Below are 25,963 nucleotides of genomic sequence, written 5' to 3' on the forward strand. Positions count from 1 at the left end.
TTGGCGATTGGCGATTGGCGATTGGCGATTGGCGATTGGCGATTGGCGATTGGCGATTGGCGATTGGCGATTGGCGATTTAACATCGTTTCTTGCTGCCAAGCTTTGTCAAGCAATACAACAGATAGGATTTTCCCTCTAGCCCATGGCCGCTTTTCACGCCCCTCGCCGTATCACAACACCACCAAATACTCCGTTGGCGGATTAGGCACAGTGGCCTGGGCGTACTTGTGGGCGACAACACCCTTGGTACGCTCCGACTCACTGATCTGCTGTAGTGCCTCGAGCAGATCGCGCGGCAGTTTGATGTGCATGGAATAGCCCAGATCGCTGACATCCGCCATATAGCTTTCGGCTGACAGGGCCTTGACCAGCATTTCCATCGACTCCTGGTAGCCGTAATGCTTCTCTTCAACGGCTTGCTGGTAATCGGGGTGTTCGGACGGGTCCCAGGAAGGTTTCTTGAGCTGTTTTTCTTCGCTGCTCAGGGCACGCTCCTGGGCAGAGGATTGCATTTCGGTGGTAGGGACAATTTTCTCACGTACGCGATTATCCCGCGCGGTTTGCTCGGTTGGCGGGTTAACTGTCGGGGCCACGGCTGGCGCGCCCACCTGTACGGGAGTGACTAGCATGTTGGAGCCTCTCTCCTGAGATTTTTCTTATCTAAGCTATGGCCTGCAATACGGTTGCAACAATTCCTGCGACGGCAAGCCACTCTCAGGCATTATAGTAACCATCGCTGTTGGCGTTGATATCTTGGTTCACGTCTTAATTTTGCTATCGGCCCAAATGAGAAAAAGTTTAGGCCGCTTGCTTTAACATCAGTTTCTCACCAGCGAGTACTCATATTAACCCGTAAAGGCTTTTAGCGTATCGATAAATTCATCAGGATGGGAGATAAACGGTGCATGTGAAGCACCCGCAAACACATGTTGCTGCGACTGTGGGGCAAGCTTATCAAGCTCGCGGGCAACCTTGGCCGGCACCAAGCCATCCAACCGGCCATACAAGCGTAGCCAAGGCTGGGAGATAGTTGCTAGTAATGGGCGTAAATCAACCTGACCCAGCATATCAAGCCCGAGAGCCAACGCATCAGGATTCGGCTCAGGACGGGACAATACCGCTTCCTTGAGCTGGCGAATATCCTGGCGGGCAGTCTTACTTCCCATCGCCTGCAAAGCCATAAACCGCTCGACAGTCGCTCTGAAGTCCGAATCAAGCTGGCTGCGAAAATCATCCAGCACCTGCGGTTTGATCCCGCGCCAGTCTTTTTCCGCGGCAAAGCACGGAGAGCTAGCCACCGTGACTAATTGCTTCACCCTATCCGGCGCCTGCAACGCGGCAGACTTTGCCACCAAACCGCCCAATGACCAGCCGAGCCAAATGGCCTGATCCGGTGCCTGCGCCAATAATTGGCTGGCCATCTCATCAACATCGGCAGCCGGCAGGTGCTGGCTATGTCCGTAACCCGGCAGATCCACTACATGCACCCGATAGTGCTGCGCCAGCGCAGGCATTACCTGCTGCCACACGGCGCCATTCATTCCCCAGCCATGAATGAGAAGTAGATCGGAACCTTGTCCTTGCGTTTGCCAGTGAAGCTCAGCTGTCATCTATATTTCCTATATTTGCCACCAGGGATTACACGGATGGTATCGCTATTTGACCAATTCACCAACTTTCTGCGCCGCTACCACCGCTGCCCGTTATGCCACCTGCCCGTCGACGGCCCCCATCCAGTGTGGTGCAGCCATTGCCTTGGCCACTTTCCCAGCCCGCCTTATTGCCATCACTGTGGTAATACACTGGCCGTAGATGCCGAGCATTGCGGCCAATGCCTGAAAGCTCCCAGGCCCTGGCAGCGCCTCTACCGCCTAGGCGAATATCAGTTCCCCCTGCGCCACCTGATCCACCAGCTGAAATTCCAGCGTAAATTCTGGTTGGCCCAACCGCTTGGCGAACTCATGGCACAGCAGATCGATGAACCCGCCCCCTTGCTGCTACCTATTCCTTTACATCCCCGGCGTTTACTCCAACGCGGTTTTAACCAAAGCAGCCTCATTGCCCAGGCCGTTGCCAGACAGACCGGAAGCCAACTGGATACCCGACGGCTCAAACGCCTTCGCTATACCCCGCCCCAGCACACACTGAGCAAAGCACAGCGCCAGCATAACCTTGAACAAGCTTTTATACTTAAAGGGGGAAAATTGCCGAGCCATGTTGCCCTTGTCGATGATGTCGTCACCACCGGCACAACGGTTGCAGAAGCCGCCACACTGTTGCGCCTAGCGGGTGTAAAACGGATAGACATCTACTGCCTCAGCTTTACCCCACCAGAAAAAACTGCAGAAAAATCGACAAGATCCGTGCCGAAATCATAGTTGCAGCGATTAATGGGTGATAGAAAGGGCAGCAAAGAGTAGAATAGAATTAATCTTACTAAATAAGTCAGGTATTACGTCGTGTCTATGATTACTATTTCTGAGAATGCTCAACAGCACTTCGGCAAGCTTCTGGCCCAGCAGCCAGAAGGGACTAACATCCGTGTATTCGTGGTAAACCCAGGTACGCAAAATGCAGAGTGCGGCGTGTCCTACTGTCCACCGGAAGCCGTGGAAGCCAGTGACACCGAAATCAAGTTCGATCTGTTCTCTGCTTTCGTTGATGAACTAAGCCTACCTTTCCTTGAAGATGCTGAGATTGACTTTGTCACCGACAAGATGGGTTCACAGCTAACACTGAAAGCACCGAATGCCAAGGTACGCAAAGTGTCTGATGATGCACCTCTGATGGAGCGTGTTGACTACGTGATCCAAACTCAGGTCAACCCACAGCTTGCTGGCCACGGTGGCCATGTATCACTGTCTGAAATCACTGAAGATGGTGTGGCCATCCTGCAGTTCGGCGGCGGTTGTAACGGCTGCTCAATGGTTGATGTGACCTTGAAAGAAGGTATCGAAAAAGAGCTGCTAGCCCAGTTCGCCGGTGAGCTAACTGGCGTTCGCGATGTGACTGAGCACGCCCGTGGTGAGCACTCTTACTACTAAAGCCCACTGCTGCAAGGCAAATAAAAAAAGCGAGAACCGAGGTTCTCGCTTTTTTGCATACCAAACAAACAGTACTGTTGATAAAACTGTTAACCCGCTTGGTATGCTCTCGAATCTGAAAAAATAGCGATTCTATCAAAGTGCTAGAACTGTTATGTTTTCAGGTTTTTGATACCGTTATTATGACCTCACAACGGTAATGGTCACATTACGGCGTCCCCAGTTCCTTGCGGCTTGAACATCCTGGCCCATATAGATATCTATCTTGTTGCGCCATCGCTTGTTCATCTTGTCCAGTACCACATACTCACCCGGTAGCCCGGAGATTTTCACTATTGTGCCGCGTTTGAAGCCTCGGTTCAGTAGATCTCGGGAAACCGCAATGGCTTTCATGCCCGGTTTCAGCCTATCTCCCCAAGCCGCAATCGTTGGGTTGGAGTTGGTCTGGGCCCGGACTGAATTATATGCCGTTGCACTCACCTTGTATGACTTGCCATGGATAGCGGCGGCCATTGCCGGTGCTACCCAGCTCATCGTTATCACGGCTAAAAAAAGTGCTAAGACTGCTTTTTTCATTTATCCTCCAAGGTGGCAAAAAGATTATATTTTAACCAGCACTCGCTCACCTGGGTAGCTTTTTTTGCCGCAAAACTGAGCAAATTAAGTCAATTAATCCTAACTATTTGTTTGTACTAGCTGGTTGTAGGAAAATATTTTTTTGCCACTTGTAGGCAAAAACCACCGCCAAGCCAGCCCCGCGCATCGCCATGAACCCGAGCATCGCCCCCCAAAGCGCATGGTTGCCAAAACCGGACAGCAACCACCAAATGATGAAATAACAGCAGGTTGCGACAAACATACTGTTACGCATCTCGCGCCCGCGGGTTGCCCCGATAAAGATGCCATCAAGCAAAAAGCACCACATCGCCACCAGCGGCACCGCTGCCAGCCACGGCAAGTACTGGCCTGCCTCTTGCTGCACCGCCGGGATATCGGAAATCAAGGCGATTATCTCACGACCGAATAGGACAAATACCAGGGTCAAGACCAAGGAGATCACCAGGCTCCAGAATGTGGTTCCCACCAGGCTGCGCCCAAGTTCATCGCGATTGCGGGCACCAATCGCCTTGCCGACCATGGCTTCCATGGCATAGGCAAAGCCATCCATCGCATAGGAGACCAGCATCAGAAAGCTCATCAGCACCGCGTTGGCAGCCACCACATTATCGCCCAATGTCGCGCCCTGGAATGTCATGAACGTGAAAGTTAATTGCAGGCATAGGCTACGCAGGAAAATGTCCCGGTTGAGCTTGAGAAGACGGCCTATCCCCTGGCGGGCACTGCCTAGCTTGGCGCGCAAGGCTGGCAGTGCATGGCTGCGCCACTGGCGGGAGGCAAACCACAGTCCCAAAACCAGCCCGCTGTATTCCGCCAATACCGAGGCGGCCGCGGCTCCTTGGACTTTCCAGCCCAAGCCAAGCACAAACAGCACATCCAAGCCAATGTTGACGATATTGGTCACAATCAATAACCACATCGGCAACTTGGCATTCTGGGTACCGAGCAACCACCCCATAATGACGAAATTCGCCAGTGCTGCCGGGGCGCCCCAGATCCGGATCGAGAAATACTGCTCGGCATAGGTTTTTACTTCACTGCTGGCAGCACTGAAATGGAAAATTAGATCGGCCACCGGTTTATGGCAGATAATCAGTACCAGTGCCATTAACCATGCCAGTGCCATGCCTTGGATAAACACCGTCGCCTGGGCGTCGCGATCCGAGGCCCCATAGGCTTGGGCGCTGAGGCCGGTTGTTGCCATCCGCAAAAAACCCAGCAGCCAGAAGGTCACATTGATCATGGTGCCGCCCACTGCAACGCCGCCGAGGTACCAGGCGTGTTCAAGGTGACCAATCACCGCAGCATCAACCAGACCCAGCAGGGGGACCGTAATATTCGACAGCACCATCGGCAGGGCCAAGGCAAATACCTGGCGGTGTAAGTTTCTATCTCGCAACGCTTGCAGCACAACAACCTCAATTCTCGACATCCGGCCCGCGATTATCAGATGTCTGGCCACAAATAAAAAGCCCCCATGGACATAATCCACAGGGGCGATCCCCAGTCTGCAGAATGGGAATATTCGGGTAAGCCGTCTGATATCTCAGCCGCCATTATCAGACCGGCATTAATACTAAACCAATAACGCTGCCAGCCAGTGATCTGCCAACAACACCACAAACAGTGCCAGCAAATGCCAGATCGAGTACTTGAAGGTTGCCCAGGCATGGCCGGGCTCATCGGCAAACTTGAGCTTCACGGCATAACCGATAAAACCAAGGTTGAGCACGCTGCTTCCTATCAGATACAGCCAACCGCTCATCCCTGTCAGCCAAGGTAACAGACCCACCAGTGCCAACATCAAGGTATAAAGCAGCACCATGGTCTTGGTATAGCTTATACCGTGGGTCACCGGCAGCATTGGGATCCCTGCCTTGGCGTAATCATCCCGGCGATGGATAGCCAATGCCCAAAAATGCGGCGGGGTCCAGGTAAAGACCAGCATCACTAAAAGCAAAGCATGGGAGTGCAATTCACCGGTTACCGCTGTCCAGCCTAGCAGGGGTGGCGCGGCCCCGGCAAGGCCACCGATCACAATATTCTGCGGTGTGGCGTGCTTGAGCCAAACGGTGTAAACCAAGGCATAACCAATCAAGCTAGCAAACGTCAGCCAGGCCGTCAGCGCATTGAGCTGCCACAGCACCACAAACCCAGCCACCATCAATACACAAGCAAAAATCACCGCTTTATGGGTTTCTACCCGTCCTTTGGCCAATGGACGATGGTAGGTCCTCGCCATCTTGGCATCGAAGCGGCGGTCGAGCACATGGTTGAATGCGGCGGCGGCTGCCGACTGCAAGCCAATCCCAGCCAAACCAAAAACGACCGCCTTAAGTGGCGGGATCCCGGGAACTGCCAAGCACATCCCGACTAGCGCAGTCAGCAACAACATGGCAACGACTTTGGGCTTGGTCATGGTCAAGTAGTCCTGCCACACCCTTCCTGATGAAAGAGGCTTGTAGCCCCCTTTTGCTACCACCTGACTCTTTGCCATACCCTGGCCCTCCTCTGGCTAATCCACACGCCTTACATCCACTTGCCTATCAGCTTCCCATCCGGGAGGCGATTCGATTGGGATATCGGCCCAACTGCCGCATCCGGTGTACCTGCAAATTCACTGCCACCAACGACAGCAACAATAAAACCGCTGTGACGTTATGAGCCACCGCCACCGACAACGGCAGACTGGCGACGACATTGGTAATGCCAAGGACTATTTGACCAACCAGCACAACCATCATCACGCCAGCGACTCCCCTCAATGCTCGCTGTTGCCACAACAGGCAGGCGAGGCTCAGTAAAACAAATGCCGTAACCATAGCCCCGATTCGGTGGGTGACATGGATAGTGACCCGCTGTTGATAGTCCAGCACCCCGTATTGGTAGGTCTCATGCTCGGGCTGAATCAGGCCAAAAGCCGAGGTATCAAAGCTCTGGCGCCAATCCACCTCACACAATGGCAGCTGGGTACAGACCACCGCCGCGTAATTGGCTGCCGTCCAGCCTCCCAAGGCGATCTGCCCGATGACGACCAGCAAGCCGAACAGGGCAAATGCCTGTAACCCGCTGCTGGCACGTACCGAAGAAGGGGGGGATGATGTTGTGCCAAGCCGCAGCCAGAGCAGGAAAAGCAAAGAGGCGGTGGTAAACCCGCCCAACAAGTGTCCCATCACGACAACGGGCATCAAATCCATGGTGACGGTCCACATCCCGAGCAGGGCCTGGAAAATCACGGTCGCCAGCAGCAAGGCTGGCAGCCCTTTGGGACGGGAAGGTCTGCGCCATGCCATGACGTTGAGCGCCAAAATCATCAGGCCCAACGTCCCGGCAACGTAGCGATGAAGCATCTCGTTCCACGCTTTGTCAGCTTCCAATGGCGCATCAGGAAAGCGGGTGGCAGCCAATGCCTGCTGGGTTTCACTTTTTGGCACACCAGCAAAACCATAGCATCCGGGCCAATCCGGGCACCCCAAGCCAGCTTCGGTCAAACGGGTATAGGCCCCGAGGGCTATCACGCACAATGACAAGGCAAATGTCACGGCTACCCAGATGCGGTAATTATCTTGATTCATCACATGCTCTCCCTAGCCGATTTTCGAAATCTTCAGCAACCGCTTGAGATCCCTCAGCACATCCTTACCCTGTGCCAGTATCGCCACCTGCCCTTTAACCAAAGGGTAGGCCATCATCACATTTCCCAATGGGTCAGCAATGTAGATAGCCTTGGCACCGTACTCCAAGGTTTTGAGCTGACTGACCACATAGCCTGGCACCTGACGTTGCTCGATACCGGACATCTGCTTTTTCACCTCTCCGGACTGTTCATCAAGCGTGTCACCATCAATCAGCAGGACACTGCTGAGCCTGCCTTGCTCGGCACCGACCGCCTGGGGGACCTGGCGCAGATTGAACAATGCCCCCTGGCACAGCTCATCACATTGCTCAGGCAGCAAATAAATCAATTGCCACTGGCGGCTTTCACCCAGCCACTCCGACGCAAGCGGTGATTCCAACAGTTCACCACGGTTGGTCACCCCGCCTTGGTACCAGTTGAGATCAAGCACCAGCTTGGCCAGAATTACCGGCAAGGCGAAAGCACCGAAAAGTAGTAGTAACGTCCCCTGTTTCTTCATGGTTTACTCCGTCTCAGCCACCAAAAAGCCAGTCCTGATACTGCCAACGCCATCAAAAACCATTGCAGGGCGTAGGCATAATGTTTCTGCGGCCCCATGACCACGGGGATCCAGGTTTGATTGAGCGCCAGCGGGCTGTCCGGATCAATCTGCAAAACCCAGGGAGGAAGGGCTAGTTCCATGTGGTCGGCCAAATCAGCCATGCTGATGTTCTGTACCCTGAGCGGGTAGCCCTGCCCCATCACCTCCGGGGCCAGCTCCAGCAACGCCGAGGGGGGCGCAATGATACCGCTCACCAGCACCTCGCCATGATGCTCCGGCAGCACAGGAATTTGCTCGCGGTAGGCCGGTGCCGCAATCCAGCCTAAATTCACCAATACCCAGCCTCCATCAACCTCAAAGGGATACAGCACGTGGTAACCCGGACGGCCTTGGTAAAGCTGGTTATCCAGCAGCACCGCCTTACTGTGGTCAAATTCCCCGCGCAGGGTCAGGCTGTACCAACGAGGATCCGAGGGCAGGCTTGCCAGGCTGTAGTACATCTGCTCGCTGCGGAATTTCAGTGCATGGCCGAGACTTTCTTTTTCCTGGGCACGGGTCATTTGCCAAAAACCCAACTTGACCAATGTCGCCAGTACCGCCACAGTAAAAAGAATAAAACCTATCCGACGCATGATTCACCCAGTCCTGACCGGAGACCTCTATGTTGCTCAAAGCCCTGATTGTTTTCCTGTTGATTTTTATCGTGCTGAACCTGTTCCGGGCCTTGCCCGTGATGCTCAAAGGCAAACAGGGCCAGCCAATGTCCCGCCACCTCGGGCGACGGGTACTGTTCTCCGTCTTTCTGTTCGCCCTGCTGTTGATTGCGCTGGCCAGCGGCTACATCACCCCCAACCCAAGGCCCTACTAGTCGTCAATGCTAGCCTCTAGCCTCTAGCCTCTAGCCTCTAGCCTCTAGCCTCACAGGATATAAACGAACACAAACAGCCCGAGCCAGACCACATCAACAAAGTGCCAGTACCAAGCCCCGGCCTGGAAGGCAAAATGTTTCTCGGGGGTAAAGTGACCGCGCAATACCCGCAACCAGACGATGAACAGAATGATGGTCCCGAGGGTGACATGCAGGCCGTGGAACCCGGTCAGCAAAAAGAAGGTATTACCGTAGATCCCCGCATCCAAAGTCAGCCCCATATCCTGGTAGGCATGGACATACTCTACACCCTGCAAATAGACAAACAGCGAACCCAGCAGCACAGTCAATAACAGGAACAGTTTGAGCTTAGGCCGGTTGTCTTGCTCCAGAGCCGTGTGGGCAATATGGACAGTGACCGATGACGCCAGCAGGATCAGCGTGTTGTAAAGCGGCAGGCCAATCGGCCCCATCGCAGTGGTTTCCGCCCCGCCAGGAGTCATCACCAATGGCCACTGGGCGACAAAATCCGGCCACAGCACAGCATGGGTCATGGCGTTGTTTCCCGCCCCACCGAGCCAAGGCACGGCTATCATCCGGGCATAAAACAGCGCCCCGAAGAAGGCAGCGAAGAACATCACCTCGGAGAAAATGAACCAGCTCATTCCCTGGCGGAACGAGCGATCCATCTGGCGGCTATACAACCCGGCTATTGACTCGCTGATCACATCCCGAAACCAGCCCACCAGCATGATCAGCAGCAAACCGACCCCGGACAGCAAAATCCAAGGCCCCTGCCCCCCGAAGAGGTCCCCGACCGTAGCCCCCGCCCCCATCGCAATGAGAAACAAGGCTATCGCGCCCACTATCGGCCAGGCACTGGCCTCGGGCACATAGTAATTCTCGTGCGGAGGAGTCACAGATTGATCATGTTCAGAATAAGGATTCGCCATCATTCAACCTCATTGCGTTTGAGCCGGCGCATCCGGCTGGGCGTTGTAAAGGGTGTAGGCCAGGGTCAAGGTGTTGATGTCTTCTGGCAGTTCCGGGTCGACATAGAAAATCAGCGGCAAACTGGCTGTTTCGCCCGCGGCCAACGGCTGGCGGTTGAAACAGAAACATTCGATTTTATTCAGGTAACGCGCCCCCTGGCCCGGGCTGACCGAAGGTACGGCCTGGCCAATGGTTTCTTGCCCGGTCAAGTTCTTGGCCTTGTAAGTAATGGTGTGGGTCTGGCCAGGGTTAACCACCAGCGTCTTAACCTCCGGCTCGAACGTCCATTGCATGCCGGGGTTGATGTACGAGACAAACTCCACCGTGACCACGCGACTGGTATCGACCCGCTCGCTGGCCGTCGCCTGGGTATCCGACGTTTTGCCGTTGATACCGGTGATATCGCAGAACACGTCGTACAGGGGCACCAAGGCAAACGCGAAGCCGAACATCACCACCGCCATCAGGGTCAGTGACCAGATAGAGCGCTGCTTTTTCTTTGCCGGCTCCATGCTCTTCTCAGGGCCTTGATCAAACTGGGGCTTATCCATCGCTATCCCTCCCGTTAATCCACTTTAGGTGGGGTCGAGAACGTATGATGCGGAGCCGGCGAGGCCACCGTCCATTCCAGCCCTTCGGCACCATCCCACGGCTTGGCCGCAGCTTTCTCCCCGCCGCGAACACATTTGATTACCACGGCAAGGAATATCAGCTGGGACAAGCCGAACAGGAACCCGCCGACACTGACCACCGCATTGATATCGGCAAACTGCAGTGCGTAATCGGGGATCCGGCGCGGCATCCCGGCCAGGCCGAGGAAATGCATCGGAAAAAATAAGATATTGACCGAAATTATCGAGCACCAGAAATGCCACTTGGCCAGCTTCTCGTCGAACATGTGGCCGGTCCACTTCGGCAGCCAGTAGTAGGCGGCCGCCATGATGGAGAAGATCGCCCCGGACACCAGCACATAGTGGAAATGGGCCACCACGAAATAGGTATCGTGGTACTGGAAGTCAGCCGGTGTGATTGCCAGCATCAGGCCGGAGAAGCCGCCGATGGTGAACAGCACGATAAAGGCGATGGCAAACAGCATCGGCACTTCGAATGTCAGCGAGCCGCGCCACATGGTCGCCACCCAGTTGAACACCTTGACCCCGGTCGGCACCGAGATCAGCATGGTGCAGTACATGAAGAACAGCTCGGCAGCCACCGGCATCCCGGTGGTGAACATATGGTGGGCCCATACCAGGAAGCTCAAGCCGGCAATCGACGCGGTGGCATAGACCATTGAGCTGTAACCGAACAGCTTCTTGCGCGAAAATGCCGGGATAATCGCCGAAATAATACCGAAACTCGGCAAAATCATGATGTACACTTCCGGGTGGCCGAAGAACCAGAAAATGTGCTGGAACATGACTGGGTCGCCCCCGCCAGCGGCATCGAAGAAGCTGGTGCCAAAGTACTTATCGGTCAGCACCATGGTCACCGCCCCGGCCAGTACCGGCATCACGGCAATCAGCAGGAATGCGGTGATCAACCAGGTCCAGACGAACAGCGGCATCTTCATGTAGGTCATACCCGGCGCTCGCATGTTGACAATGGTGACGATGACATTGATCGCCCCCATAATCGAGCTGATCCCCATAATATGGATAGCGAAAACAAACAGGCCGGTACTTTCCGGGCTGTAGGTGGTAGAGAGCGGTGCATAGAAGGTCCAGCCGAAGTTAGGACCGCCGCCCTCCATGAACAGTGAAGCCAGCAACATGGTGAAAGCAAAAGGCAGGATCCAGAAGCTCCAGTTGTTCATTCGCGGCAGCGCCATATCCGGGGCACCAATCATCAGCGGCACCATCCAGTTGGCGAGGCCGGTAAACGCCGGCATCACCGCGCCAAAGACCATGATAAGACCATGGACCGTGGTCATCTGGTTGAAAAAGTTCGGATCAACCAACTGCAGGCCGGGTTGGAACAGCTCGGCCCGGATCACCATCGCCATCGCACCGCCAATCAGGAACATGGCAAAACTGAACATCAGGTACAACGAGCCGATGTCTTTGTGGTTAGTCGTAAACAGCCAGCGCTTGAGACCGGTCTGGTGGTGTTCGTGATGTTCATGCTGCTCGGTCTGGGTTTCCTCGACCTCGGTCTGCTCACGCAACATATCCGTCATCGTCACTCTCTCCCCTATAGGTCCTGACCGTCCATCACAGCCTGCACTTCGGCAGCCTGCACGGTGTCTCCGGTATTGTTATCCCAGGCGTTGCGCTCATAAGTGATCACTGCCGCCAGCTCCTTTAGGCTCAACTGCGGGCCAAATGCCTGCATTGCCGTTCCCTGCTTACCGTGAACAACGATACTGATGTGTTCCAGCTTGGCATTAGGGTCAACCGATAACCCTTGGCCTGCCAGTCCAGGGAAGGCCCCAGGGATCCCCTGGCCATTGGCCTGGTGACACATGGCACAGCGGGTGTTGTAAACCTGCTCGCCCAGGGTCATCAGCTCATCCATATCCATCTGCATCGCCAGCAAGCGCTGCTCTTCTTCACGCGCCTGCTGTTGGGCAACCTTGGTCGCCTGCAACCACTCTTCGTACTCAGCCTGCGGCTTGGCAATCACCACCACCGGCATAAAGCCATGATCCTTGCCGCACAACTCTGCACACTGACCACGGTATATCCCCGGCTCATCGATACGGGTCCAGGCTTCATTGATAAATCCGGGGTTGGCATCTTTCTTCACCGCAAAATCCGGCACCCACCAAGAGTGGATGACATCTTGAGAGGTGATCAAAAAGCGTACTTTCTTGCCAATCGGCAGCACCAGCGGGCGGTCAACTTCCAGCAGGTAATTGCTGCGTTTTTCACGCTCGTTGGCAATTTGGGCTGGGCTGGTTGCTAGCAGCGAGAAGAACTCGACATCCTCGCCGAAATAGCTGTAGTGCCATTTCCATTGCGAACCTGTAACCTGGATGGTCATGTCGGCCTGGGTCGTATCTTCCATTGCCAACAAGGTCTTGGTAGCAGGCACTGCCATGATGATAAGGATTACGAACGGGATCACCGTCCAGAGGATTTCCACTTTGGTACTTTCATGGAAGGAGGCTGCAACAGCCCCTTTTGACTTACGGTGGTGGATGATAGACCAGAACATCACCCCGAAAACCACCAGACCGATCGCCACACAGATATAGAAAATCGTCATGTGGAGATCAAACACCCGCTGGCTGACCTCGGTTACTCCCTGGGTCATGTTCAGTGGCATGGGTTGAACGTCTGCCTTTGCTGGCACGGCCAGCAAAACAAACAGACAGCACATCAGATGGCGAATCATCACCCGGCTCCCTCCTATCCTTTTCCTATCAAATACCCCGAGAACACAAAATAGTTCGTGGGGACAGCGCAAAATGATCAGAGTCTTCCCTGCAGACGCTGCAGATAAAATGTCATCCACAGTTACACGGTTAACAGTTTGTTTACATTTTAACTTAGGACAGGATCGTGAGATTACGCAAAAAAATAGAAAGGAAAAGTAGAGAAAAAATCCAAGCTGGCATATTGCATGCTAGATACAAACAGGAGATGTGTAGCAGCAACTCTGTGCCAATTGTAAGATTTACAGATGAATATGCAGCAATACCGGCAGCATACGGAATTTCAAGCCAGGCACACGGGCTAACCAACGTTGCCAGTTTTTCCATCGTAAGCAAGCGCTGTCCATCGGACTATAACGCCCCACAGCCGTTGCCCATGGCAACCACTGCAGCATCTTGCGTTGCGGGTCACGCAATGCATGGCCAAAAGGTTTTCCGACGCCCATTTTGCTGGCCAGTGGCGACTGACACAAATCACCGGCCACCACCAAACACAGCTCAAAACGACCAAAGTGACAGGCCAATGACTGGACAACCTGAGCCAGCTCAGACTCGCTGGAGGCCAGCAACGCCCCATCGCACAGAACCAAAACCGGCGCACCTGACATCGAAGGCAGCGCTTGCAGCCAGGATAAATCCGAGGTTGAACCAGGCAACATCCGGTAGCGTTCACTTCGGTGGAATAGTCGTTGGCGCCACAGCAGGTTTTCACCCACATCGATATCAAACCAGCGACAGCGGCCATTATCCACTCGGTAAAAACGGGTATCCAGCCCACTGCCGAGATTGACGATCCGTCCATCGGGATGACGGCGCAAAAACTGTTGAACTTGACGGTCACAAATCAGTGCCAGGCTGGCATGCAGCAGTTGTTGCTGGGAGACATTGCCCTTGAGGCATTCGGGCTTGAGGCTGCATTGGCTGCAAGCCGCAGCGGCAACGGGATCATAAATCAGGCGATCATCGGCCAGGCTTTCACGGCTACGAAGCCACAGCGGCTGGAGCAGATCGGCGGGAATATCATGGCGGACGGACTCTGTCATTATCATCTCCTTCTAATACTGAGATGATAATGACTATCATTACCACTTGTAAAGTGGTTATGGCTGTTTTTTATACCGAGTGGTTACATCCAGTCGGTATTGCGGATCACCCCGACGGCGATACCTTCAATAGACAGGTGCTGGGTGTTGAGATCGACCACGATAGGAGCAAACTCCTCGTTCTCGGCATGCAGCAAAACCTGCGCGCCTTTGCGCTCGAGACGTTTTACCGTCACATCGTCTTCAACCCGGGCCACTACCACCTGGCCATTACGGACATCCTGGGTTTTGTGCACAGCGAGTAAATCACCATCCATGATCCCGATATCCTTCATACTCATGCCGTTTACCCGCAGTAGGAAATCAGCACGAGGCTTGAACAACGACGGGTCCACCTCGTAATGGGTTTCGACATGCTCCTGGGCCAAAATCGGCTCACCGGCAGCCACTTGGCCAATCAGCGGCAGTCCGCTTTCTTCGTCATCATTGCTTGCGATAAGGCGGATCCCACGGGAAGCGCCAGGAATAATTTCAATCACTTCTTTTCGGGCCAGTGCCTTGAGGTGCTCTTCGGCAGCATTGGCTGAGCGGAAGCCGAGTTCACGGGCTATTTCAGCACGTGTTGGCGGCATTCCAGTATCTTCAATTTTTGCTTTGATCAAATCAAAGACTTCTTGTTGGCGCGGCGTTAACGGCTTCATAACTCACCCTGTCTTTTTATACAGTTCACTGTGAGTATATCCAGTGTTCTGTCGCTTGAAAAGGTTATTGTTTAGGAAAACAACAATTTTGGCGTAAATTCACCAGCAGGGCATCTTTCCCGTAAGCCACCATTTCCAATACCTAAAAGGGATACCAAAGACAGTATGTAAATCAATAAAAATGTCATATAACGGCAAGTCTGTGCTATTTCGCTGCTTATAACTGGTTTTTTTCTGCTATCCTTGCCACGCATTAAGAATTCGAGGCTAGTAAAAGATATGTCAAGTTGGCAGAAAATCTATCAAAAAATACTGGATTTGCCGCTTTCTCTGCTGGTTAAAACCCACTCTATTCCATCTGATCCGGCTGCGGATCTGGAATTGGATTTGGAACGCCCGATAGTTTATATCCTGCCGTTCCGCTCAAACACAGATTTGATGACGCTGCGCAGCAGCACCCTGAAACTCGGGCTGCCTGATCCGCTGTCACCGCTAGAGCTCAACGGACAACAGTTTGTCCGCTATGTCTATATTTCCGATGGCCCAAGTGTCTTCGGCGACAAAAACGAGCTGCCGCAGGAATCCATTGATCTGTTCACCGCCCTGCTCGAGCACCACAAGCAAGACAGTGAGCTGGATATCCAGGTTGTTCCGGCTTCAATCCTGTGGGGCCGCAAGCCCGGCAAGGAAGAGAACCACCGTCCGGTACTGCGTCCACTCAATGGCCCGGAAAAGTTCTTCACCATTCTCGGCCATGGCCGCGACTGTATGGTGCGCCTGAGCCCGGCAGTATCCCTGCGCTACATGGCTGATCACCACGGTACCGACGACTCTATTGCCAATAAACTGGCAAGGGTGGCGCGTATCCACTTCTCGCGTCAGCAGTTGGCCGCATCCGGCCCAAAACTGCCCGACCGCCAGGTGCTGTTTAGGCGCCTACTGAACTCCAAAGCCATTGAGAAAGTGGTGGCAGAAGAAGCGGCAAGCCGCGATGTGCCGATCGAGAAGGTACGCAAGGAAGCCGTCGATATGATGGAAGAGATTGCGGCCGATTTCTCCTATTCGCTGATCAAGCGGGGCGACCGATTCCTCGGCTGGCTGTGGAACAAGCTCTACCAAGGGCTGAATATCAATAATGCCAAGCAGGTGCGCAAGCTGGCCCAAGACGGCCACGAGATTGTCTACGTGCCGTGTCACCGCAGCCACATGGACTACCTGCTGCTGTCATACGTGCTGTACCAGGAGGGCCTGGTGCCACCGCATATTGCAGCGGGTATCAACCTGAACTTCTTCCCTGCCGGCCCGATTTTCCGCCGTGGTGGCGCGTTCTTTATCCGCCGCAGCTTCAAGGGCAACCGCCTGTACTCGACCGTATTCCGTGAATACCTGGCCGAGCTGTTTGCCAAAGGCTACTCGGTGGAATACTTCAGTGAAGGCGGCCGCTCCCGTACCGGTCGTTTGCTACCGGCCAAAACCGGTATGCTGTCGATGACCATCCAGGCGATGCTGCGCGGCCTCAACCGTCCGGTGACCCTGGTCCCGGTTTACATCGGTTACGAGCATGTGATGGAAGTGGCGACCTACGCCAAAGAGCTGCGCGGCAAACGTAAGGAGAAGGAAAACCTCGGCCAAGTGATCCGTACCCTGCGCAAACTGCGCAACCTTGGTCAGGGCTACGTCAACTTCGGCGAGCCTATCCCGCTCAACCACTACCTTAACGAGCATGTTCCTGAGTGGCACAAGGATATCGATCCTATCGAACCGCAGCGCCCGCAGTGGCTGAACCCGGTCGTTAACGATCTGGCAGTGAAGATGATGACCCATATCAACGACGCGGCTGCCACCAACGCCCTGACCCTGTGCGGTGTTGCCCTGCTTGCTGCCCGCCAGCGTGCACTGAGCCGTGAGGATCTGGAACAGCAAATCGACTGCTACCTGCAGTTGCTTCGCAATGTCCCTTACTCAGGTCAGTTCACCGTGCCGGATGAAGATGCCAAGACGATGGTCAAACACGCCATCGAGATGGACAAGTTCGTAGTCGAACGTGACAGCCTGGGTGAAATGGTATCGCTGAACCGCCAGCAGGCGATCCTGATGACCTACTACCGTAACAACATCATCCACCTGTTTGCGATGCCATCGCTGATCGCCAATATCGTTATCCACCACCAAAAACTGAGCGTGGCCGAGATTGTCGAGCAAGTCAGCCGCCTTTACCCATTCCTGCAGGCCGAGTTGTTCTTGCGCTTTGGCAAAGAAGAGCTGGAATCGGTGATTGAAGGTCAAGTAGAAGAGCTGGTTCGCCAGCGTCTGGTACTGCGTGATGGCGATACGATTACCCTCAACAGCGCCCGTATCGGCCCGCTTCACCTACTGGCCCGTACTATCACAGAAACTTTGCAGCGTTATGCCATTGCCCTGACCCTGCTCAACTCCGAGCCGCAGCTGATGAAGAGCGATCTCGAGCAGCAGAGCCAGATGATGGCCCAGCGCCTGAGCCGTCTGCACGGTATCAATGCACCAGAGTTCTTCGACAAGGGTGTGTTTGCAACCTTGGTGAAAACCCTGCGCAGCGAAGGCTACCTTAACGAGGAATGCCACGCGGTATCGCAACCGGTCGAGCAACTTGCCGAACAGCTTGCTGCCTTGGTATCACCGGAGGTGAAGCTGACCATCCAAGCGGTGATGAACCGCGAAGACCGAGGCGATGAATCCGAGGCCGACACCTAATCACTGGCACATCTAGCGCTGAGGGCTGCCAACGGCAGCCCTTTTTTTCACCTTCGGTTTTGTCATCCAGTTCTTGCTAAGTTGTTGTGCCAGTCTTCGAGGCGGAAGCTGAACAGCTTTTTGAGTGATTGGCCTACGATAACCCAAAAGCTTATTCCCTCGACTTGTTACCGTTATACTTTTTAGCGCTATAGAGACTTATCGCTACAGAGACACAAAAAAAGCGCCGCTAGCGGCGCTTTTCAATCACAAGGAAGGGTTGGCTTGAAGAGGTAAACTAGGCCAAATAAGTGCTGATTGCGATACCCACGCAGATCAGCATGCCGACATAGTTGTTGTTCAAAAATGCTTTGAAACAAGGCTCACGCTCGCGGCCGCGGATCAGCATTTGCTGGTAAACAAACAGCGAGGAGGCTAACAACAAGCACCAGTAGTAGACCTGGGACATGCCTTCAATCGCCCCAACCGCAATTAGCAAGATCAGAGTGCCCAACTGCAGCAAGCCGATGCTCATCTTGTCAAAACGGCCAAACAGGATTGCCGTCGACTTGATACCCACCTTGAGGTCATCGTCACGATCAACCATGGCATACTGGGTGTCATAGGCGATGGTCCAGAGGATATTGGCGACAAACAGCAGCCAAGCCACCGCAGGTAATTCACCGGCCTGGGCCGCATAGGCCATCGGGATCGACCAGCCAAACGCCATTCCCAGCACCAACTGCGGCAGGTGGGTATAGCGCTTCATAAATGGATAAGCCGCAGCCAAGATCACCGCCACCACCGACAGCATGATGGTCAGGGTGTTCATGGTCAGCACCAGCAGAAACGATACCAGTACCAGCAAACCGAACAAGGCCAGCGCCTCACGTTCCGACACCTTACCCGACGGCATCGGCCGCTGGGCAGTACGTTTGACATGGCCGTCGAAATTACGGTCGGCAAAATCGTTGATCACGCAGCCCGCCGCCCGCATGAAAATCACCCCGAGGACGAACACCCCCATGACATGGGGATTGGGCATACCTTCGGCGGCCAAAAACAACGCCCACAGCGTCGGCCACAGCAGCAACAGGCTACCAATAGGACGATCGAAGCGCGCCAGTTGCCAGAACGCTTTCATCTTGGTCATTTCCAACTTAGGGTCTCCTTATAAATCGGTGCTTCCTGCAAAAACAGCTCGGCCACCAGCAGCGGCTTATCATTAAGCCACAACCGCGAGCGCCTCGCCCAGACCGGTTGCTGTTCGGTTCCGACGTTGGCGACCACCAGCGCATCGCGGCGTGCAGTGCGGTCGGTAAAAACCCGGAACCCCAGTGGCATTTCCCCCAGTTGTGCCAAATCCTGCTCCTGGCCTGTCAGGGTGGTCATCGGGATCAGGGTTCTGGCAAACACCCACGGCACACCATCTCCTTTTAATACTACCTTGCGAAGAAGGCAGTCAACATCACCGATCAAGGCACGTTCATCGTCGGTCAAACGCTCACGGCTGATCTGCCCCTGCTCTTCCAGTGACACGGTAAATGCCCGGCAGTGACGCTCGAACCGACGCGACAAGGAGTCCAACTCCAACAACCAATGCCCAAACTCAGTCCCTTCTATGACTGTTTGATCCGGTGCCTGCCATTGGGCACTGTCCAGCATGGGCTTGTACAACTGTTTGAATTTCGACATCTTTCCAACAAAATCTCTACCCAATCGCCGACTAGGGCTTGGTAGATCAAGGTTAATTTATTACCATGAAGAAACACTATTGTAGCAAGCTGTAACCAGTACGAATATCGTTACGATCGAAAGAAACTCATTTGCAGCCATAAAAACCAATAACTCTATGAGCATCATAATGAAATTGACTTTACCTGGATTACTTTTCCTGTTGGCGAGTTTACTGGTGCCGGTATCAGCCTCAGCCAATGACGGCGCTCCGGCCAACCCGCAATATACCTATTACACCCTGGCCCCAGACATTACGACCAACTATGTAACCCAAGGCAAGAAAATCGGTTACCTCCGCCTACAGGTTGATCTCATGGTGGCTGATCCTTCCCTCATCCCGGAAGTTGAACACCATGCCCCGCTGATCCGCGATGCCATCATCAGCATCATCGGCCAACAGTCCGAAGCCCGGGTTAAATCTCTGGCGGGCCGCGAGGAAATCCGCCAGGCATGCCTGAACAAGGTCAATGAGTTATTGCTGATCGAGACCAACAAACGACTGCTGACCGAGCTATTGTTTACCAAATATCTCTACCAGTAAGACGATAACCTCCAGATACAACAAAGGCGCCATCGGCGCCTTTTCCATTAATACTGCTTTTTTCAGTGCTGGATATTCACTTTTAATCCCGATTAGGCCGCACTTTCATGACCTGCCTGCCAGTTGGCAATAAACTCGGCCACTTGCTGCTGCTGTTCCTGATTGAGGTACAAGCCCAGCTTGCTGCGACGCCACAGAACATCTTCAACCTGCTGGACAAACTCGAAACGCAGCAGGTATTCCAGCTCCTTGGCATAGAAGCCGGCACCAAAGTGCTGTCCCATGTCTGCCTCGCTCGTCACTCCGGCAAAGATATCTTCGCTGCGGTTACCGTAATTTGTCGCCATGCGCTCAGCCGCGACCGCTTCCAACCATGGGAAACGCTGCTGCAAATTCGCGGCATGTCCCTTGGCATCAAAACCGGCCTCGCCACCCGGCAGGTAAGCGTCCGCCGTCCACGGCTGAGCCATCTGCGGGAAGAAAGGTGCCAGCTTGGCCATCGCAGTTTCGGCCAGCTTGCGGTAGGTCGTCAGCTTGCCACCGAAGATTGACAGCAGTGGCGCCTGGCTACCTTCCTGCTCCAATTCCAGTGTGTAGTCACGGGTGATAGCCTGCGGTGAATCAGATTCATCATCACACAACGGACGCACCCCGCTGTAGGTCCACACCACATCGTCGCGGGTTAGCTTGTTGACGAAATGGTTGTTGTAGACATCCAGCAGATAACCGATTTCATTGTCATCAATCGCCACCTCGCGCGGGTCACCATTGTATTCAACATCCGTCGTCCCAATGATTGAGAAACGATCAAGGTAAGGGATCACGAAGACAATACGGTTATCTTCATTTTGCAGGATATACGCCTGCTCCTCACCATGTACCCGAGGAACCACGATATGGGAGCCTTTGATCAGGCGGATATTACGTGGCGACGGCAGCGCCAGGCTTTTATCGTAAAACGCTTTGACCCACGGCCCCGCCGCATTGACCAATGCATGGCAGCGGCGCTCAAACACCTCGCCGGTCAAGCTGTTGCGAACCGTCACGCGCCACAGCTCACCGTCTCGCTCGGCAGCTTCGACACTGCAGCGGTTACGCACTTCGCCACCGCGCTGGGCCACTTCCATAGCATTGAGGATCACCAAACGGGCGTCATCAACCCAGCAATCAGAGTATTCGAAACCCTCGGTAATTTCCGGTACCAGCACCGACTCATCGCCAAACTTGAGGCCGCAGCTTGCCGGCAGTGTGGTGCGCTTGCCAAGGTGGTCGTATAAGAACAAACCGGCGCGGATCATCCATGCCGGGCGTAAATGCGGGCGGTGCGGCAGGCGGAAACGCATTGGGCGGGCGATATGGGGGATTTTTTTCAGCAGCACTTCCCGCTCGGCCAGTGCTTCACCGACCAAACGAAACTCGTAGTGTTCTAGGTAGCGCAGACCGCCGTGGATCAGCTTCGAGCTGGCCGACGACGTAGCCGATGCGAAATCCTGTGCTTCGTACAGGCCAACCTTCAGGCCACGGCCTGCCGCATCCGCAGCAATACCTGCACCGTTGATACCGCCCCCGACGACGATCAGATCCAATACTTCGTTATTTGCTGCCATTTCACCACCTCGACTACCGACTTTCGTTAATGTTCTTTTTCGCGCACAAATGCTCGATAACGAGCACTATAGACAAAAAATTGATTGAGATCATCATTGTTATGCTCGAATGTTTAAATAATTATGATCGAGATGGCATTTTCGCGAAAAAAAAGCGGGCTGCTAATTTAGCAGCCCGCTCGTTAGAACAGATCATTTGGCCTATAAGCCGATGATATAGAAGTGTTACTTAATGATTTCGATATGTGTTTCATGTTCAGCCAGGCGTTTGCCCAGCTCTTCCGGCGGCGTCTGGTCAGTAAACAGCATGTCGATCTGGCTGATATCGCCCAGGTTGACCATGGCATTTCGGCCGAACTTGGTATGATCGACACCAAGCATCACACAGCGGCTGTTCTCAATAATCGCCTGCTTGACCCGGACTTCATGGTAGTCAAAATCAAGCAGCGAACCATCGAGATCAATCCCGCTGATCCCCAAGATACCGAAATCGAGGCGGAACTGGGAGATGAAGTCCAAGGTCGCCTCACCGACGATACCGCCATCGCGGTTGCGTACTTCACCCCCAGCCAAGATAACCCGAAAGTCATCTTTTCCGGTCAAGATACTGGCGACATTGAGATTGTTGGTCACGATCCGCAAATCGTTATGGTCTAGCAGCGCACGGGCCACCGCTTCCGGGGTGGTACCGATATCAATGAACAGCGTGGCCCCATCAGGAATATGGGCCACCATGGCCTGGGCAATGTTGTCTTTCTCGGCCAGCTGCATCACCTTGCGGGTGCTGTAGGAGGTGTTGACCGAGCTCGATGGGATGGTCGCCCCACCGTGATGGCGGCGGATTTTGTTGTCCTCCGCCAGTTCGTTGAGATCCCGCCGAATGGTCTGCGGGCTGACATTGAACCGCTCAACCAAGTCATCAGTGCTGACATAGCCTTGGGTTTTGACAAGATCAATAATTTCCTGGTGACGTTTACTCTGCTTCACGACTGACGCGGCTCCCTTTCGCTGTGGCCTGGTACCCTAACAAGCACTCTTATGAAATCGATATCATTAAGGCAAGAATAGCTTGCAAAACAACAAGGCTCCGCCCAATGCGAAGCCTTGTCATATTACCTAGGGTCTAATCAAGATGCCAATGATGGCGCTCCCAATCATGCATTTTGTGCTTGCTGACCCGCTTCTTTCTCACGGTGCAGACGGCTTTCACCAATCAGTGCCAATGTCAGGAAGAAGATTGATAGGCCACATGATGCAGTCAGCACCATAAAGCCACCGTCCCAGCCGAAGTGGTCAACGGTATAGCCCAGGATAGCATTGGCCGCAACCGCACCACCCAAGTAGCCAAACAGACCCGTCAGGCCAGCAGCCGTACCTGCTGCTTTCTTCGGTGCCAGTTCAAGTGCATATAGACCGATCAGCATTACCGGACCGTAGATCAGGAAGCCGATAGCCACCAGCGCAGCCATATCAACCGCCGGGTTACCGGCAGGGTTGAACCAGTAAACCAATACCGCAACCGTTACCAACGCCATGAACAGTATCCCCGCAGGCGCACGGCGGCCCTTGAAGAATTTATCCGACATCCAGCCACACAGCAGCGTACCCGGAATGCCCGCCCACTCGTACAGGAAGTAAGCCCAAGACGATTTATCTACGGTGAAATCCTTCACTTCGCTCAGGTAGACCGGCGCCCAGTCCAATACCCCATAGCGGATCAGATAAACAAAGGCATTCGCCACCGCGATGAACCACAACAGCTTGTTGTTGAACACGTACTTGAAGAAGATCTCTTTCGCCGTCATCTCTTTTTCATGGGAGGCATCATAGCTATCAGGATAATCATCCTTATGCTCTTCGATAGAAGGCAGGCCGCACGACTGAGGCGTATCACGCATTACCAGCAAGGTGAATGCCGCTACCAGCAAAGCAAAGAATGCAGGCACGTAGAACGCCGCTTTCCAGTCATCGTTGAATGCCCACAGACCAAGCAGGAACATCGGACCGATCAGACCGCCACCGACGTTATGGGCAACGTTCCAGACCGATACAACCTCACCCCTTTCCTTGCGCGACCACCAGTGCACCATGGTCCGGCCACAGGCCGGCCACCCCATACCCTGGAACCAGCCGTTCAGGAACAGCAGAATAAACATCGCAGCAATACTGCTCGTTGCCCACGGCATAAAGCCAAAGCACAACATGACAATGGCCGACATACTCAAACCAGCCGCCAGGAAGTAGCGCGGGTTGGAGCGGTCGGACACACTGCCCATCAAGAATTTCGACAGGCCATAGGCGATAGAGACCGCTGCCAGGGCGACCCCCAGATCACCGCGGCTGTAGCCGTATTCCTCGATAAGGTAAGGCATTGCCAGGCTGAAATTTTTTCGCACAAGGTAGTAGCCAGCGTAGCCAATGAAAATACCGGCGAACAGCTGCCAACGCAGGCGCTGGTAGGTGGAGTCAACCTTGCCATCGGGCAGACGCTCCCGATGCAGAGCCGGTTTGAAAATACCAAACATAGAATGTTCCTTTTTATAGTGTTTTTGCGATGGTATGGGTACAAACGAGTACAAGACGAGCGAAAGTAATCAATAACGCTCAAGGTATGCAAATTATTGCTCTAATGAAGGTAAGAAAATGTGAATAGTGTCAAATAGGTAGATTTAATCACTGGGTTAGCAGTAAGAAAGCAGGGGATTTTAGCAGAACTACGAGCCAACATGGCATATCAACAAAAAAGGTGAACATCCCAAGCCGGATATTCACCTCTTTTGTGGGCCAAAATCGACCTAACGACGCAGTTTGGCATCCACCCAGCCAAGGGCACAACCACTGAGCAGGCCAAAAAGGTGTGCCATATTGGCCACCGACATGCCCAGCACATCGGCAAAACCCAACACCAACCACACCAGCATGAAGACAACATAGGGTTTGGGGATCGACAAACCGCGGTTGGGTGCCAACCAGCCCATCCACCAGATATAACCCAGCAAGGCATACACCACACCGGACAGGCCGCCGAAATTCGGGCCGTGGAGCCAGAACTGGGCAAAGCCGGAGATCAGTGCCGAGATAAGAAACACCTGCAGCAGCTTGGCACTGCCACTGTGTCTTTCGAGCTGCCCGCCGAGGATCCACCACCACAGGCAGTTGAACACCACATGCAGGGTCGAAAAGTGGATCAGCGCATGGGAGAAGAAACGCCACAGCTGCCACTCATCGCCATCCATCACCGGAAAGTGCATCAGGCGAAAGACCGGCTGCTGCATTCCCAGCAACCATAGCAAGTAAACCACCACCGAGACCACCATGACCAGCAGGGTAAATGGCCCTGCCTGGGCGCGAACCAAGCCCAGCAGGCTCGGGCTACGGTAATGGAACTTGGCAGTTCTCGTCTCTGCCACATCCCATGATGCCGCCTGGTATTTGCGATCGTACGGATTGGACAGAAACTGGTTGAGCTCAGCCTCTGCTTCCACCAAATACTGGCCATCTTCCAGCCATAGGGCAAACAGGCCCTCCGGCTCTGGGGCCATCACCAGAGCAATGCCTCGCGAGGCCATATAATCAATAAACGCCTGCGCCTGGCGGGGGTTGTTCAATCCGGCTAAGCGGTGCATATCGGTCTCCACGTGAAGGGCTATGTGGCAAAATCAGAACGTTATATCAAGCATCTCCTACCCTGCCCCCTGTGTGACCTGTGTTCAGGCCATCTGGACGCAAGGGTATGCGCTGCGCTTCCAGGCTTCAAACCCACCATCAAGGCTGTAAACACAGTCAAAGCCCTGGTGGATAAGATATTGGGCAGCCCCCTGGCTGCTGATACCGTGATAGCACATCACAATCACAGGTTGCTCGAAATCAACCTCATCCATAAACGCCACCATTGTATCATTAGTTAGGTGAAACGCGCCTTCGGGATGGTTCAGGGCATAGGACTGGGGATCACGGATATCAACCAATACCGCTTCGCTGCCGTCCTCGGTGAGCATGGTATAAGCCTGCTCGGCAGAAATATGTTCAAACTGATCCATAAATTACGCTGACTCTTGTTGGAATTGATCAACAGGCAGGATCGTCCCACCCGATAAAAGTGTGACGATCGTCCGTTTTGGCCCAAACCACCACATTTCGTTTTATGCCGCCATTGTAACCGATCAAGTTACTCACAACCCCATCGAAAAACTAAGGTTAACCATCAAGGCCGAGATTCGAGCAAAGCCGCACTGCAAAAGGGCTCGCAACGTGTGAATCAACCAACACCGCTCTTTGTTGATCAAAACACCACCAGTTGTGGAAAAAGCTGTGAATTACGTTGATAATGTGTTTTGTTGAATTTGGATCCACTATATGTAGATCGGATCATGTAAAAAGCTGTGGATAAACTTGTTTCAACTTCACATTTCAACCTAGTTTTGTGATGTATCTCCCAGATTTTTGGCACAAAAAAACCAGCCCTAGGCTTAACTCCTATCAATTAAGATGTTTGGAGCGAACCACATAGCGGGTTTTACTGATACGAACGGTCCTTGATTTGGGC

General features: G+C 53.9%; 26 protein-coding genes. 5 read left to right on the plus strand and 21 right to left on the minus strand.

From position 1 onward, the window contains the following. Positions 1-172: 172 nt before the first annotated feature. Both R2X38_RS20160 and bioH read right to left on the minus strand, forming a co-directional pair. Complete coding sequence (locus R2X38_RS20160) at positions 173-631, minus strand: ATP-dependent Lon protease (protein ID WP_317524137.1); 459 nt, start codon at positions 629-631, stop codon at positions 173-175. Positions 632-847: 216 nt separating this feature from the next. Further along, the gene (gene bioH, locus R2X38_RS20165) at positions 848-1,612 is read right to left on the minus strand and encodes a pimeloyl-ACP methyl ester esterase BioH (RefSeq protein WP_317524139.1); all 765 of its coding nucleotides are present in this window, start codon (positions 1,610-1,612) and stop codon (positions 848-850) included. 36 nt (positions 1,613-1,648) lie between these two features. Here bioH and R2X38_RS20170 point away from each other — a divergent pair, with 36 nt between their 5' ends. Both R2X38_RS20170 and nfuA read left to right on the plus strand, forming a co-directional pair. Then, positions 1,649-2,380: a ComF family protein gene (locus R2X38_RS20170; RefSeq protein WP_317524140.1), complete on the plus strand. Its 732-nt coding sequence runs from the start codon at positions 1,649-1,651 to the stop codon at positions 2,378-2,380. A gap of 87 nt (positions 2,381-2,467) precedes the next feature. Continuing rightward, a complete protein-coding gene (nfuA, locus tag R2X38_RS20175; RefSeq protein WP_281027410.1) occupies positions 2,468-3,046 on the plus strand; it encodes a Fe-S biogenesis protein NfuA in 579 nt (192 codons plus the stop codon). 180 nt (positions 3,047-3,226) lie between these two features. Here nfuA and R2X38_RS20180 read toward each other — a convergent pair whose 3' ends face one another. The 6 genes from R2X38_RS20180 to R2X38_RS20205 all read right to left on the minus strand — a co-directional run bounded on the left by R2X38_RS20180 (position 3,227) and on the right by R2X38_RS20205 (position 8,474). Continuing rightward, a complete protein-coding gene (locus R2X38_RS20180; protein ID WP_317524141.1) occupies positions 3,227-3,622 on the minus strand; it encodes a hypothetical protein in 396 nt (131 codons plus the stop codon). A gap of 103 nt (positions 3,623-3,725) precedes the next feature. Further along, positions 3,726-5,096, minus strand: a complete 1,371-nt coding sequence (gene dinF / locus R2X38_RS20185; RefSeq protein ID WP_317524142.1) for an MATE family efflux transporter DinF — start codon at positions 5,094-5,096, stop codon at positions 3,726-3,728. 144 nt (positions 5,097-5,240) lie between these two features. Then, complete coding sequence (gene cyoE / locus R2X38_RS20190; protein ID WP_317524143.1) at positions 5,241-6,161, minus strand: heme o synthase; 921 nt, start codon at positions 6,159-6,161, stop codon at positions 5,241-5,243. A 49-nt stretch (positions 6,162-6,210) separates the two neighbouring features. Then, positions 6,211-7,239 carry a COX15/CtaA family protein gene (locus tag R2X38_RS20195; protein WP_317524144.1) on the minus strand — a complete coding sequence of 343 codons (1,029 nt, stop codon included), beginning with the start codon at positions 7,237-7,239 and terminating at the stop codon, positions 6,211-6,213. Between the two features lie 12 nt (positions 7,240-7,251). Next, complete coding sequence (locus R2X38_RS20200) at positions 7,252-7,800, minus strand: cytochrome oxidase (RefSeq protein WP_317524145.1); 549 nt, start codon at positions 7,798-7,800, stop codon at positions 7,252-7,254. Beyond that, positions 7,797-8,474 (minus strand): SURF1 family protein, encoded by a 678-nt coding sequence (locus tag R2X38_RS20205; protein WP_317524146.1) that lies wholly within the window; start codon positions 8,472-8,474, stop codon positions 7,797-7,799. Before R2X38_RS20205 ends, R2X38_RS20200 begins: the two co-directional genes overlap by 4 nt. A gap of 29 nt (positions 8,475-8,503) precedes the next feature. Here R2X38_RS20205 and R2X38_RS20210 point away from each other — a divergent pair, with 29 nt between their 5' ends. Then, positions 8,504-8,710, plus strand: a complete 207-nt coding sequence (locus R2X38_RS20210) for a DUF2909 domain-containing protein (protein WP_317524147.1) — start codon at positions 8,504-8,506, stop codon at positions 8,708-8,710. Positions 8,711-8,760: 50 nt separating this feature from the next. Here the strand turns inward: R2X38_RS20210 and R2X38_RS20215 are convergent, their stop codons facing one another. From R2X38_RS20215 to lexA, 6 genes are all read right to left on the minus strand, one after another. Beyond that, on the minus strand, positions 8,761-9,663 hold the full coding sequence (locus R2X38_RS20215) for a cytochrome c oxidase subunit 3 (RefSeq protein WP_317524167.1): 903 nt from the start codon (positions 9,661-9,663) through the stop codon (positions 8,761-8,763). A 9-nt stretch (positions 9,664-9,672) separates the two neighbouring features. Continuing rightward, a complete protein-coding gene (locus R2X38_RS20220) occupies positions 9,673-10,254 on the minus strand; it encodes a cytochrome c oxidase assembly protein (RefSeq protein WP_411185615.1) in 582 nt (193 codons plus the stop codon). A 14-nt stretch (positions 10,255-10,268) separates the two neighbouring features. Next, positions 10,269-11,879: a cytochrome c oxidase subunit I gene (gene ctaD, locus R2X38_RS20225; RefSeq protein WP_317524169.1), complete on the minus strand. Its 1,611-nt coding sequence runs from the start codon at positions 11,877-11,879 to the stop codon at positions 10,269-10,271. Positions 11,880-11,893: 14 nt separating this feature from the next. Beyond that, a complete protein-coding gene (gene coxB, locus R2X38_RS20230) occupies positions 11,894-13,039 on the minus strand; it encodes a cytochrome c oxidase subunit II (RefSeq protein WP_317524148.1) in 1,146 nt (381 codons plus the stop codon). Positions 13,040-13,321: 282 nt separating this feature from the next. After that, positions 13,322-14,122, minus strand: coding sequence for a class I SAM-dependent methyltransferase (locus tag R2X38_RS20235; RefSeq protein ID WP_317524150.1), 801 nt, complete (start codon positions 14,120-14,122; stop codon positions 13,322-13,324). Between the two features lie 83 nt (positions 14,123-14,205). Beyond that, positions 14,206-14,823 carry a transcriptional repressor LexA gene (lexA, locus tag R2X38_RS20240; RefSeq protein WP_317524151.1) on the minus strand — a complete coding sequence of 206 codons (618 nt, stop codon included), beginning with the start codon at positions 14,821-14,823 and terminating at the stop codon, positions 14,206-14,208. Between the two features lie 279 nt (positions 14,824-15,102). Here lexA and plsB point away from each other — a divergent pair, with 279 nt between their 5' ends. Further along, a complete protein-coding gene (gene plsB, locus R2X38_RS20245) occupies positions 15,103-17,553 on the plus strand; it encodes a glycerol-3-phosphate 1-O-acyltransferase PlsB (protein WP_317524152.1) in 2,451 nt (816 codons plus the stop codon). 277 nt (positions 17,554-17,830) lie between these two features. On the opposite strand, the gene ubiA is transcribed toward plsB, so the two are convergent. Both ubiA and R2X38_RS20255 read right to left on the minus strand, forming a co-directional pair. Continuing rightward, the gene (gene ubiA, locus R2X38_RS20250) at positions 17,831-18,685 is read right to left on the minus strand and encodes a 4-hydroxybenzoate octaprenyltransferase (RefSeq protein ID WP_411185619.1); all 855 of its coding nucleotides are present in this window, start codon (positions 18,683-18,685) and stop codon (positions 17,831-17,833) included. After that, the gene (locus R2X38_RS20255; protein WP_317524154.1) at positions 18,682-19,227 is read right to left on the minus strand and encodes a chorismate lyase; all 546 of its coding nucleotides are present in this window, start codon (positions 19,225-19,227) and stop codon (positions 18,682-18,684) included. Before R2X38_RS20255 ends, ubiA begins: the two co-directional genes overlap by 4 nt. Before the next feature lie 169 nt (positions 19,228-19,396). Here R2X38_RS20255 and R2X38_RS20260 point away from each other — a divergent pair, with 169 nt between their 5' ends. Further along, positions 19,397-19,810, plus strand: coding sequence for a flagellar basal body-associated protein FliL (locus tag R2X38_RS20260; protein WP_317524155.1), 414 nt, complete (start codon positions 19,397-19,399; stop codon positions 19,808-19,810). Between the two features lie 92 nt (positions 19,811-19,902). Here the strand turns inward: R2X38_RS20260 and glpD are convergent, their stop codons facing one another. The 5 genes from glpD to glpE form a co-directional block, all read right to left on the minus strand. Further along, positions 19,903-21,417: a glycerol-3-phosphate dehydrogenase gene (gene glpD, locus R2X38_RS20265; protein WP_317524156.1), complete on the minus strand. Its 1,515-nt coding sequence runs from the start codon at positions 21,415-21,417 to the stop codon at positions 19,903-19,905. Positions 21,418-21,642: 225 nt separating this feature from the next. Continuing rightward, positions 21,643-22,404, minus strand: coding sequence for a DeoR/GlpR family transcriptional regulator (locus R2X38_RS20270; protein WP_317524158.1), 762 nt, complete (start codon positions 22,402-22,404; stop codon positions 21,643-21,645). 167 nt (positions 22,405-22,571) lie between these two features. Further along, complete coding sequence (glpT, locus tag R2X38_RS20275) at positions 22,572-23,942, minus strand: glycerol-3-phosphate transporter (protein WP_317524159.1); 1,371 nt, start codon at positions 23,940-23,942, stop codon at positions 22,572-22,574. Between the two features lie 270 nt (positions 23,943-24,212). Next, positions 24,213-25,043 (minus strand): rhomboid family intramembrane serine protease GlpG, encoded by an 831-nt coding sequence (glpG, locus tag R2X38_RS20280; protein ID WP_317524160.1) that lies wholly within the window; start codon positions 25,041-25,043, stop codon positions 24,213-24,215. An 84-nt stretch (positions 25,044-25,127) separates the two neighbouring features. Continuing rightward, a complete protein-coding gene (gene glpE, locus R2X38_RS20285) occupies positions 25,128-25,457 on the minus strand; it encodes a thiosulfate sulfurtransferase GlpE (RefSeq protein WP_317524161.1) in 330 nt (109 codons plus the stop codon). Between the last annotated feature and the right edge of the window lie 506 nt (positions 25,458-25,963).

The organism is Photobacterium rosenbergii (genome assembly GCF_033022775.1).
GTDB lineage: Bacteria > Pseudomonadota > Gammaproteobacteria > Enterobacterales > Vibrionaceae > Photobacterium > Photobacterium rosenbergii_A.

What these genes read in the sequence shown, in the direction of transcription:
- R2X38_RS20160 (WP_317524137.1), bottom strand. Translation starts at nt 631, where the DNA reads ATGCTAGTCACTCCCGTACAGGTGGGCGCGCCAGCCGTGGCCCCGACA.
- bioH (WP_317524139.1), bottom strand. Translation starts at nt 1,612, where the DNA reads ATGACAGCTGAGCTTCACTGGCAAACGCAAGGACAAGGTTCCGATCTA.
- R2X38_RS20170 (WP_317524140.1), top strand. Translation starts at nt 1,649, where the DNA reads ATGGTATCGCTATTTGACCAATTCACCAACTTTCTGCGCCGCTACCAC.
- nfuA (WP_281027410.1), top strand. Translation starts at nt 2,468, where the DNA reads ATGATTACTATTTCTGAGAATGCTCAACAGCACTTCGGCAAGCTTCTG.
- R2X38_RS20180 (WP_317524141.1), bottom strand. Translation starts at nt 3,622, where the DNA reads ATGAAAAAAGCAGTCTTAGCACTTTTTTTAGCCGTGATAACGATGAGC.
- dinF (WP_317524142.1), bottom strand. Translation starts at nt 5,096, where the DNA reads ATGTCGAGAATTGAGGTTGTTGTGCTGCAAGCGTTGCGAGATAGAAAC.
- cyoE (WP_317524143.1), bottom strand. Translation starts at nt 6,161, where the DNA reads ATGGCAAAGAGTCAGGTGGTAGCAAAAGGGGGCTACAAGCCTCTTTCA.
- R2X38_RS20195 (WP_317524144.1), bottom strand. Translation starts at nt 7,239, where the DNA reads ATGAATCAAGATAATTACCGCATCTGGGTAGCCGTGACATTTGCCTTG.
- R2X38_RS20200 (WP_317524145.1), bottom strand. Translation starts at nt 7,800, where the DNA reads ATGAAGAAACAGGGGACGTTACTACTACTTTTCGGTGCTTTCGCCTTG.
- R2X38_RS20205 (WP_317524146.1), bottom strand. Translation starts at nt 8,474, where the DNA reads ATGCGTCGGATAGGTTTTATTCTTTTTACTGTGGCGGTACTGGCGACA.
- R2X38_RS20210 (WP_317524147.1), top strand. Translation starts at nt 8,504, where the DNA reads ATGTTGCTCAAAGCCCTGATTGTTTTCCTGTTGATTTTTATCGTGCTG.
- R2X38_RS20215 (WP_317524167.1), bottom strand. Translation starts at nt 9,663, where the DNA reads ATGGCGAATCCTTATTCTGAACATGATCAATCTGTGACTCCTCCGCAC.
- R2X38_RS20220 (WP_411185615.1), bottom strand. Translation starts at nt 10,254, where the DNA reads ATGGATAAGCCCCAGTTTGATCAAGGCCCTGAGAAGAGCATGGAGCCG.
- ctaD (WP_317524169.1), bottom strand. Translation starts at nt 11,879, where the DNA reads ATGACGGATATGTTGCGTGAGCAGACCGAGGTCGAGGAAACCCAGACC.
- coxB (WP_317524148.1), bottom strand. Translation starts at nt 13,039, where the DNA reads ATGATTCGCCATCTGATGTGCTGTCTGTTTGTTTTGCTGGCCGTGCCA.
- R2X38_RS20235 (WP_317524150.1), bottom strand. Translation starts at nt 14,122, where the DNA reads ATGACAGAGTCCGTCCGCCATGATATTCCCGCCGATCTGCTCCAGCCG.
- lexA (WP_317524151.1), bottom strand. Translation starts at nt 14,823, where the DNA reads ATGAAGCCGTTAACGCCGCGCCAACAAGAAGTCTTTGATTTGATCAAA.
- plsB (WP_317524152.1), top strand. Translation starts at nt 15,103, where the DNA reads ATGTCAAGTTGGCAGAAAATCTATCAAAAAATACTGGATTTGCCGCTT.
- ubiA (WP_411185619.1), bottom strand. Translation starts at nt 18,685, where the DNA reads ATGACCAAGATGAAAGCGTTCTGGCAACTGGCGCGCTTCGATCGTCCT.
- R2X38_RS20255 (WP_317524154.1), bottom strand. Translation starts at nt 19,227, where the DNA reads ATGTCGAAATTCAAACAGTTGTACAAGCCCATGCTGGACAGTGCCCAA.
- R2X38_RS20260 (WP_317524155.1), top strand. Translation starts at nt 19,397, where the DNA reads ATGAAATTGACTTTACCTGGATTACTTTTCCTGTTGGCGAGTTTACTG.
- glpD (WP_317524156.1), bottom strand. Translation starts at nt 21,417, where the DNA reads ATGGCAGCAAATAACGAAGTATTGGATCTGATCGTCGTCGGGGGCGGT.
- glpT (WP_317524159.1), bottom strand. Translation starts at nt 23,942, where the DNA reads ATGTTTGGTATTTTCAAACCGGCTCTGCATCGGGAGCGTCTGCCCGAT.
- glpG (WP_317524160.1), bottom strand. Translation starts at nt 25,043, where the DNA reads ATGCACCGCTTAGCCGGATTGAACAACCCCCGCCAGGCGCAGGCGTTT.
- glpE (WP_317524161.1), bottom strand. Translation starts at nt 25,457, where the DNA reads ATGGATCAGTTTGAACATATTTCTGCCGAGCAGGCTTATACCATGCTC.